Origin of the sequence: Mesorhizobium sp. M0938, from assembly GCF_040319125.1 — a bacterium.
Classification (GTDB): Bacteria; Pseudomonadota; Alphaproteobacteria; order Rhizobiales; family Rhizobiaceae; genus Mesorhizobium; species Mesorhizobium robiniae.
This window is the reverse complement of the sequence record NZ_JAMYNS010000013.1, coordinates 179,217-188,642: the sequence shown is the minus strand read 5'-3', so window position 1 is coordinate 188,642 and position 9,426 is coordinate 179,217. Positions and strand designations below refer to the sequence as shown.

The following is a 9,426-nucleotide window of genomic DNA, read 5'->3' as shown; positions in this document are numbered from 1 at the left end:
TTTTTTTTTTTTTTTTTTTTTTTTTTTTTTTTGTTTTTTTTTTTTTTTTTTTTTTTTTTTTTTTCTTTGCGTTGTGTGTTTTTTTTCTCCTGGGGTGGTTTTTTGTTCCCCCCGCCCCGCCAAAGCGGCGCGGCCCGAGCGGTATGAGGCTTGGGAGGCCTTATTTCACGCCGGCCTTCTCGGCCGCCTCGAGGAACGGCTTGCCGGTGACGGCGGCATTCTCCTTGTTGATCAGCACGGCAGGCACGAAGGTGAACGGCGGCACCTTCTGGCCGGCCAGGAACTTGGCGACGTTCTGCACCGAGGTCTTGCCGATCTCGTATGGCTGCTGGGCGGCGACGGCGGCGGCCGGCGACTTCTCGTCCATCACCATCTTGATGACTTCCGGGCTGCCGTCGATGCCGTAGGTCTTCAGCTCCGGCCGGCCGGCGGCTTCCGCCGCTTGGGTGGCGCCGATCTGCGGCACGTCCCAGCATGCCCAGACCGCGTTGAGCGAGCCCTTTTCCGGCGACTTGGTCAGCATGTCGGTGATGTTGGAATAGGCGGCCTGGACGGTGTTGGGGATGACGTCGCGCAGCTCCGGCTCAACGATCTTCACATCAGGGAACGAGGACAGCACATATTTCATCTGGTCGTAGCGGACCTTGCAGACCGGCACGCTGTAGAAGCCGTTGAAGACCAGCACGTTGCCCTTGCCGCCCATGTCGGCGACCATCTGCAGCGCGATCTCGGCGCCGATATTGTAGTTGTTCGAGGTGGTGTTGTTGATCGCATGGGGCGTTGCCGTATCGACGGTGAACAGCGGAATATCAGCTTGGCGGATCTTGGCCAGCCAGGGGTTCAGGACTTCGAGATTGCCAAGCACCTCGACGATGGCGTCGGGTTTCTGGGCAATCAGCGTCTGCAATTGCGCGATCTGCTGCTGGTCCTTGCGGCCAGCGTCGAGCGCGATCGCCTCGCCGCCAAGCGCCTTGATCTCGTCCTGGATGCCGCGAAAAGCCATCAGGTCCCAGTAGTGGTCGGTGCCGACGATGGAAACGCCAATGCGCTTGCCCTTGAGGGAAAGCTCTTCGGCTTGTGCAGCCGAGATGGCGAACTGGAAACTGCAGGCAGCCGTCAGCGCGATGGCCGCCGCCTTGAGAATGCTGCGTGATCTGCTCTGTTTTTTGGACATTGATTTCCTCCACTTTGCCTTCAATAACCCTCAGAATCCGCTCTGAAGGACCTCACCGGTTCGATCCGGCAATTCGTTCGATACGGCTTTGTTGACCATGATCTTTCCCGAAAACCGGTTTCCATTTTCGCGATCATGGCCTCATGCCGCGTCGACATCGTCGCGATGGCCATAGCTTGCCATCCTGCCGAGAACATTCTGGATTTCCACCTCCGACAGAAGCGGCGGCGTGCCAATCTGCAGGCAACCATGATATTGGCGGGCCAGCGTCTCGACCTCCACCGCCAGCCACATCGCCTTGTCGAGCGAGGTGCCAACCGCAATCATGCCGTGATGCGCGAGAAGGCAGGCCTTGCGGCCTTCCAGCGCCTTGACCGCGCAGGCCGACAGTTCCGCGGTGCCGAAGGTCGCATAGGGCGCGCAGCGGATGCTGCTGCCGCCGGCGACGGCGACCATGTAGTGGATCGGCGGAATGTCGCGGCCCATGATGGCGATCGTCGTGCAATACGGCGGGTGGGCATGGACGATCGCCTGCACTTCCGGCCGTGCCCGCAAGATGTCGAGATGGAAACGCCATTCGCTGGACGGCGTCAGCGCGCCATCGACCGAACCGTCGGCGCGCATGAACACTATGTCCTCAGGCCGCATCCGGTCATAGGCAACGCTTGTCGGCGTGATCAGCATGCCGTCGCCATGGCGCATGCTGATATTGCCCGACGTTCCCTGGTTGATGCCCATCGCGTTCATCCGGATGCAGGCATCGATGATGGATTGGCGCTTGGCGGTGTCTGTCATTGGCATGCTAATTCCTTGGTCCCTTGATCTCACCAGGCGGTGTAGCCGCCGTCGATCGACAGGATCGCGCCGGTGACGTAGCTCGAGGCGGGCGAAGCCAGGAACAGGATTGCCGAAGCGATCTCCTGCGGCTCGCCGCAGCGTGCCATCGGCGTCATGTCCATCCACACCTTGAAGAGTTCGGGGCGGTCACGCATTTTCAGCGTCATGTCGGTCGCGACATAGCCCGGCGCCAGCGCATTGACGCGCACGCCCATCGGCGCCCATTCGACGGCGAGCGCCTTGGTCAGCATATGGACCGCGCCCTTGCTGACCATGTAGGACGCAGCGCTTTGCGGACGGTTGACGATCAGGCCCGACATCGAGCCGAGATTGACGATGCTGCCCTTGCCCTTCGCCACCATGTGGCGACCGAAGGCGCGCGATGCCCAGTAGACGCCGTTGACGTTGACATCCATGACCAGCCGCCATTCCTCGTCCGGTGTGTCGAGCGCCGAGTTGAGGCGAGCGATGCCGGCGCTGTTGACGAGAATGTCGATCCTGCCGAGCGAGGCCGCCAGATCGGCGGCGGCGGCTTCCATGGCAGTCGGGTCGGTCACGTCGAGCTGCCTCGTCGAGACGCTGGTGATGCCGGCATCCGCGAGTGCGGCAACCGCAGCGTCGAGCCCGCTTTGGTCGAGGTCGATCAGCACGAGTTGTGCGCCGCAGGAACCAAGCGCCTTGGCCGCCTCGAAGCCGATGCCACGGGCGCCCCCGGTGACTACGGCGACTTCGCCATCGAGATCCAGTTGACGCCTGTAGTCCATGCACTTCCTCCACACTGGAACAAGGATCCGCTTGGCGCAAAGCAATAGCTTTCCGCTCGTCGCCAACCATCGTGGTGACGCCTCAGATCCGATATTCCGAAATCTCCTCCCGCCACCCTGGGGGATGGCGGTCTCCGTCACCCCTGGGGATGACGCGCTCCGTCAACCCTGGGATGACGAGTTCGTCACCCTGGGGATGGCGGCATGAGCAGAACCCTAAGGTCCTTCCCCGCTCGTGTCAATCTGGTTATTACCAGAAATAATTTTTCTGCCTAGATTCCCGGCCGGCAATATCTTGCCTTGCGCGCCGGATCCCTCACCCGTTGGTGCCGCTGCTCTGCTCGATCGACATGTGGATGCGCGCCACCGACGAATTGTAGAGCGCCTGGTAGTATTCGAGGGCAGCGCCATCGGCATCGTAGGCGATCGATTCGATCGAGATCAGCGGCGTGGTCGGTGCCACGCCCATGCGCTCCGCCTCCTCCAGGGTCGGCATTGCGGCGGTAAACCAGCGCTCCGCACGCAGCACGGTCAGGCCGTAGCGCTCCCTGATCGTCTGGAAGACCGACTGGTTCTCGATGTTGACGGTCTCCAGCCCCGGCACTTTGTGTCCCGGCAGGCTGATATGGGTCAGCGTGATCGGCGCACCATCGGTCATGTAGACGCGGCCGATGCGCACGACACTGCCGGTTTCCGGTATGCCGAAGACGCTGCTTTCCTTTTCGCTGGGCGGGCAGCGGTAGAATTCGAAAGTACGGGTCGAAACGACATGACCCTTGGCAGTCAAATCCCCGAACACGGAGAGGTTCGAAGTCATGAAGTCGACATGCTCGCGCGGTGCTGCGACGAACATGCCCTTGCGCGGCATCTTGATGACTCGCCCACCGTTGGAGAGCGAGCCGATCGCGGCCCTCACCACCGGACGGGACACACCGAAGAAGTCGCACAGCGCCTGTTCGGACGGAATGCGGGAGTTGGCGGCCAGCACGCCGGTATTGATCGCTTCCTCGATCTGGTTGCGTAGTTGCACCCAGAGCGGGGCAGCGTTGTCGCGATTCAGCTGGATCTTCTCGCCAATGCCGCGAAATGTTTCTGCGGCCTCGGCGTCTTCCTGGTCGTAGCGCGGTCTTCCCCGGGTCTTCAGCATTCACCCATCCTGAATTCTCGGCTCGGTTGTCAAACCGGGCACCAGCATGATCGCTGCGGTTGATACACTCCATCTTTGTGCGGGAAATCAAGTCCGGCCGTCATCCTATCCTTGGGGCCGTTGGTTTAGCGTCTGCCCCCGGCCATTTTTGCTGCGGCGGGCAGACGGCGTAAGGCGAGCATCGCCGTTGCACCGATGAAGGGTCCGGGCACCAGCAGCAGGAACGCCCAGCGCCAGCCGCCAAGCCAGGCTGCGACTTGCGGGACCAGCCAGATCACCAGCACGGTCAGCGCAAAGCCGAGGCCAAGCTGGACCGACAGCGCCGTGCCGACAAAGCGCCGATCGCCAAGTTCGGTCACCGCCGCAGAAAACTGTGCCGAATCGCCGATGATCGAAACGCCCCAGACAACAGCGACCAGAGCGAACAGCCAAAGCGGTCCGTCGAAGACGAAGCCGATGGCCAGCGCGCACGTCCCAGAGACGATCATCAGCCCGGCAGTGGTCAGGCTGCGGCCGAAGCGATCGGAAAGCACGCCGCCGATCAGGCAGCCGCCGACACCGGCGGCAATCGACAAGAAGGTCAGAAGCGATGCCAAAGCCGGCGAGGCGTGCTGCTGCACCTCAAGCGCGGCGCGCGAATAGGCGAGCAGCCATGCCCACATCGCATAGAGTTCCCACATGTGGCCGAGATAGCCGATGTTGACGAGGACCAGCGGCCTGTCGCGGAACACCGCACCGATCTGGCGCGGGTCGAAAACCGCCTTGCCAAACGGATACGGCCCTTCGCTGGCGAAGAACCAGAAGATCGCGGCGCCGACGAGAGTCGCGATGGTCGCGGCGACGACCACCAATTGCCAGTCGAGCGCGCCGCTCAGCGCCCTGAACAGATGCGGCAGCGACGAACCCAATGTCAGCGCGCCGATGACGGCGCCGAGCGCCAAGCCCCTGCCCCGCACGAACCATGTCGAGACAAGCTTCAGCGCCGGCGGATAGACGCCGGCCAGTGCCACCCCCGTCAGGATGCGCGCGGCGACGAGGCCGGCCGGTTCGGGCTGCGTCAGCAGGAAGGCATTGGCGGCAGCGGCAAGCAAAGCGGATACAGCCATCAGCCGGTTCAGCCTGACGATGTCGGGCAGATTGACAAGGCTGGAGGTGAGCGCACCGGCGACGAAGCCGATCTGCACGCCATTGGTCAGCCAAGCCTCGGTGGCGCCGGACAGCTGCCACGCCGCCTTCAGCTCGGGCGTGATCGCGGTCGCCGAAAACCAGGTCGTCAGCGACAGAACGACAGCGACGCAGAGCAGGGCAAGCACGCTCCAGCGGTGCGCGTCTTCGGCAGGGGCGCCCTGCGTCGCGTCCGAAGTGCCCCGCCAGAGCGTCATCTCGAAACTCAGGCCTTGGCCAGCGCAACGGTGAACACCGTCGCGGTGCCGGTCAGGCAGATGTCGCCAGCCTCGTTGCGCACCGAGGTCTCGATCTTGCAGATCGGCTTGTCGGGGCGCACCTCCTTGACCTCGACCCGGCCCGTGATCATCTCGTCGACGCCGACTGCCTTGACGAATTTCCAGGCGACTTCGAGGAACACCGTGCCCGGGCCGGGGAGATCCTCGGCCACCAGCGCATTGAGGATGCCTGACGTGACACCGCCCTGAACAATGAGCTTACCGAACACCGAGGCCTCGGCCAGCGCCTTGTCGTAATGCAGCGGGTTGCGATCGCCGGTCATTTCGGTGAAGGCCTCGATATCCTCCAGACGAGTGCGCCGCGAGCGCTCGGCGAACGCGCCCACCTGCGGCCGCCCGTTGATAACGCCAATCCAGCCGTCCTTCGTCTCTGCACTCATGAGCGTATCTCCAGTTTGGTTGGGTGAGCCGGCCATGGCCGACGGTTTGAAAGCGGGAAGCAGACGGCCGCCGATCCGCGTCGGCGCAAGCACAAGCGTCTGTCCGACGGCGCAGGCAGCTTCGCCTGCCACAATGAAGCTGAGCATCGTCGGGCCTTCGTCCAGTTCGACCAGGCCGACGACGTAAGGGGCAGCGGGCAGCCAGCCGGGATGGCCGGGCTTGTGGACCACCGAGAAGGATTTTAGACGGCCGCGGCCGGACGCCTCGCGCCAGGCGAGGCGGTTGCTCCAGCAGTGCGGGCAGATCGGCCTGACATAGAACACCGCCTTGCCGCATGCCTGGCAGGACTGGATCATCAGCCGACCTTCCGACGCTGCCTGCCAGAACGGCGCGGTCAGCGCGGTGATCGTCGGTCCGGGCGTCTTCAAGAGATCGAGGTCGACGCTCATTGGTCGGCTCCCAGCACGAGCGCGGTCGCTTCGCTCATCGTCGCGCCATTGCCGGTGACCAGCGCCAGCCTTGCGTTGCCGATCTGCCGCCCAGCGGCTTGCCCACGCAATTGCCGCACCGCCTCCACGACATGGGTCATGCCGCCGGCAAGGTCGGGCTGGCCGAAGCCGAGCTGGCCGCCATGCGTATTCAGCGGCGCATCGCCCGCAGGACCGAGATCGTGGTCGCGGACCCACTGGCCGAACTGCCCGGCAGCGCAGAGGCCGCCGTCCTCGATCGTCGTGGCCACCATGATCGTGTAGCAATCATAGAGCGACAGCAGGCTCATCTCGGCGGCGCTAGTACCGGACTGCGCGAAGGCGCGTGCCATTGCCGGCTTGAGCGGGCCGGAAGTCAGGCTTGGCGCCTGCGAGACGGCGCGGTGCGTCACCTTCTCGCCGGCGCCCAGAAGATGCACGGCGGGCTTGGCCAGTTGCCGCGCGCGTTTGGCCGAGACGACGACGACCGCCTCGCCGCCGGCAACCGGCATGACGATCTCAAGCAGATGCAGCGGCGAGGCGACCATCGGCGAGGCCAGCACGTCATCGATGCCGGCCGGCTTGCCGTGAAAGATCGCATCGGGGTTGAGCTGCGCATTGCTGCGCGCCCAGGCGGCGATCGCGGCGAAATCCTGCGGCGACGAGCCGTGTTCGGCCATATGCGCCTGCATCAGCAGCGCATAGGAAATGTTGGCGCCGGACGCGCCGAACGGCACGTCGAATTCGCGGATCGGATTGCGGTTGGGCGAGCGTGCCGGCACCTCCTCGCGGGTGTTGGCGAGCACACACAGCACCGTCTCGCACATGCCGGCTTCGATCGCCGCCGCGGCCCGCCAGACCATGCCGGCGCCGGAGGCGCCACCGAGATCGACGACATTAGCCATGTCGGGCTTGAGGCCGAGATATTCGGCAACCGTCGCCGGCACATGCTGCGGCGTCTCGCCAACCTGCGGTCCGACCAACAGCCCGTCGATGTGTCCAGGCTCCAGCCCTGCATCGAGGACTGCGAGCCTGGAAACCTCGGCGATCATCTCCAGCGTCGTGCGTCCTTCGGTGCGGCGCGTCGGCTTCAACTCGCCGATGCCGGCAATGGCGCCGCGTGAGCGGGCGAGGTTCATGCCGCCTGGCTCCGGACGAGATGCCGATATTCGTCAAGCACTTCAGGGTTGGCCAGCGACCCAAGGTTCTTCACCGCCTTGCCCTCTATGACAGTGCGGGCGGCGCCCTCCACCCGCTTACCGTTCAGCGTGTAGGGGATGGCTGACACGGCATGGATGCGATGTGGAACGTGACGCGGCGAGGCCTGCTCGCGGATATGCTTGCGGATGCGCCGCGCGAGCTCCGCCGTCAGTGTGTTGCCCTCCTTCAGCTTCAGGCAGAGCAGGATTTCCTCGTCGCCGCTGATCGGCGCGCCGAACACCAGGCAGTCCTCGATCTCCGGGAATTTCTCGCAGGCTGCATAGATCTCCGCGATGCCGATCCTGACGCCGCCAGGTTTGAGCGTTGTGTCGGAGCGGCCGTGCACGATGGCCGAGCCATGCACCGTCATCTCGGCGACGTCGCCATGGGTCCAGATTTCGCGGCGGGCGGCAAAATAGGTGGCGTGGTAGCGCTCGTCGCCGCCCTCGCCCCAGAAGGTCAGCGGCATCGACGGGAACGGCTCGGTGCAGACGAGGTCGCCCTGGGCGGCGATGACAGGCGCGTTGCGATCGTCCATCACCGCGACCGCCAGCCCAAGCCCCTTGACGGTCAGATGACCTCTGCGCACCGGATGCAGCGGCGATCCTAACAGGAAGCAGCCGATGATCTCGGTGCCGCCCGAAATCGAGGCAAAGACCATGTCGCGCTTGACGTTCTCGTAGACCCAGTCGAACTGGCCTGGCGAAACCGGCGCCCCGGCCGACAGCAGCGAGCGCAGCGCCGACAGTTCGTGCCTCTTGCCGGGCGCATAGTGTTCGTCAGCCAGCGTCGCCAGATATTTCGGGCTGGTGCCGAAATGGGTGACGCCGGCCCTTTCGGCGACGCGCCAGAGCGGGCTCGGGTCGAGACCTCCAGCCGTTTTCAGGATCGGCGCGCCGTCATAGAGCACGACTGCCGCGTTGCAGGCGAGACCCGAGATCAGCCAGTGATACATCATCCAGGCGGTGTTGGTGTACCAGCTCATGACGTCGCCCGGGCGGACATCGCCATGCAGCAGATGTTCCTTGAGGTGCTGGAGCAGGACCCCGCCGGTAGAATGCACGATGGCTTTCGGTGCGCCTGTCGTGCCGGATGTGTAGAGGATGTAAGCCGGGTGCGAGAACGGCACGCGCTCGAAAGCGAGATCTCCTTCCCTGCCGAAGGCCTCGAAGCCGATGCAGGAAATGCCAGGCGGGGATGATACCGCAGCCTGGTCGCCGCAGATCACGAGTGTCGTCAATCCGGGGATGCCGGCGACGATCTCTGCCAGCCTGCCCTCTATAGCATGATTCCTGCCGGCATACCAGTAGCGCGGTGTGGCGAACAGCACCTTCGGACCGATCTGGCCAAGCCGGTCGAGAATGGCCGCGACGCCGAAATCGGGTGAGCAGGATGACCACACCGCGCCGATGGAAAGCGTGGCGAGTAGCGCCGCCAGCGCCTCGATGCGGTTGGGCAGGACGCCGCCGACCCGGTCGCCGCGCCCAACGCCGGCTGCTGTCAGACCATGCGCCGTGCGGGCGACCATGGTTCGCAATTCGTCACGGCTGTAGTTGCGGACATGCCCGGTTTCATCGGCTTCGACGACTGCCAGCGCCGCATTGTCGCCACGCAACAGGTTCTCGGCAAGGTTGAGACTGGCCTCGGGAAAGAAAGCGCTGCCGGTCATCGGCGCCGATGGATCGGCCTTGAACGAGACCGCACCCGGCTCGCCGATGATGGCCGCAAAGTCCCAGACGGCGCGCCAGAAGGCGCCCTTTTCGCCAATCGACCAGCGATGCAGCGTCTCGTAGTCACGCGGATCGAAGCCATTTTCGGCGGCGAAACGCGCAAGACCGGAGTTCTTGAACGCGGCCGAAGCCGGCGTCCAGAGCACGCTGGATGTCATCAACTCCTCCCGGAAATTCGTTTGGCGTTTCGCTCTTGGCGTTGCGCCCGACACCAGCTAGAATATTGGTTATAACCAGAATGTCAAGAAGCCGAACGGACCACC

8 protein-coding genes are annotated in these 9,426 nt (G+C 64.0%); all 8 read right to left on the bottom strand.

Going from position 1 to position 9,426, the window contains the following annotated elements; genetic code table 11:
- Positions 1 to 160: 160 nt before the first annotated feature.
- A complete protein-coding gene (locus NKH73_RS22700; RefSeq protein WP_352936434.1) occupies positions 161 to 1,174 on the bottom strand; it encodes a sugar ABC transporter substrate-binding protein in 1,014 nt (337 codons plus the stop codon).
- A gap of 141 nt (positions 1,175 to 1,315) precedes the next feature.
- Entirely contained in the window at positions 1,316 to 1,975 is a 660-nt protein-coding gene (locus NKH73_RS22695) for an L-fuculose-phosphate aldolase (protein WP_352936432.1), read from the bottom strand.
- Positions 1,976 to 1,998: 23 nt separating this feature from the next.
- Complete coding sequence (locus NKH73_RS22690) at positions 1,999 to 2,775, bottom strand: SDR family NAD(P)-dependent oxidoreductase (RefSeq protein WP_352936430.1); 777 nt, start codon at positions 2,773 to 2,775, stop codon at positions 1,999 to 2,001.
- Between the two features lie 316 nt (positions 2,776 to 3,091).
- Entirely contained in the window at positions 3,092 to 3,922 is an 831-nt protein-coding gene (locus NKH73_RS22685) for a GntR family transcriptional regulator (protein WP_352936428.1), read from the bottom strand.
- Between the two features lie 125 nt (positions 3,923 to 4,047).
- A complete protein-coding gene (locus tag NKH73_RS22680) occupies positions 4,048 to 5,304 on the bottom strand; it encodes an MFS transporter (RefSeq protein WP_352936426.1) in 1,257 nt (418 codons plus the stop codon).
- 8 nt (positions 5,305 to 5,312) lie between these two features.
- Positions 5,313 to 6,215 (bottom strand): OB-fold domain-containing protein, encoded by a 903-nt coding sequence (locus NKH73_RS22675; protein WP_352936424.1) that lies wholly within the window; start codon positions 6,213 to 6,215, stop codon positions 5,313 to 5,315.
- Positions 6,212 to 7,372: a thiolase family protein gene (locus NKH73_RS22670; protein WP_352936422.1), complete on the bottom strand. Its 1,161-nt coding sequence runs from the start codon at positions 7,370 to 7,372 to the stop codon at positions 6,212 to 6,214. Before NKH73_RS22670 ends, NKH73_RS22675 begins: the two co-directional genes overlap by 4 nt.
- Positions 7,369 to 9,321, bottom strand: coding sequence for an acetoacetate--CoA ligase (locus NKH73_RS22665; protein WP_352936420.1), 1,953 nt, complete (start codon positions 9,319 to 9,321; stop codon positions 7,369 to 7,371). Before NKH73_RS22665 ends, NKH73_RS22670 begins: the two co-directional genes overlap by 4 nt.
- Positions 9,322 to 9,426: the final 105 nt, after the last annotated feature.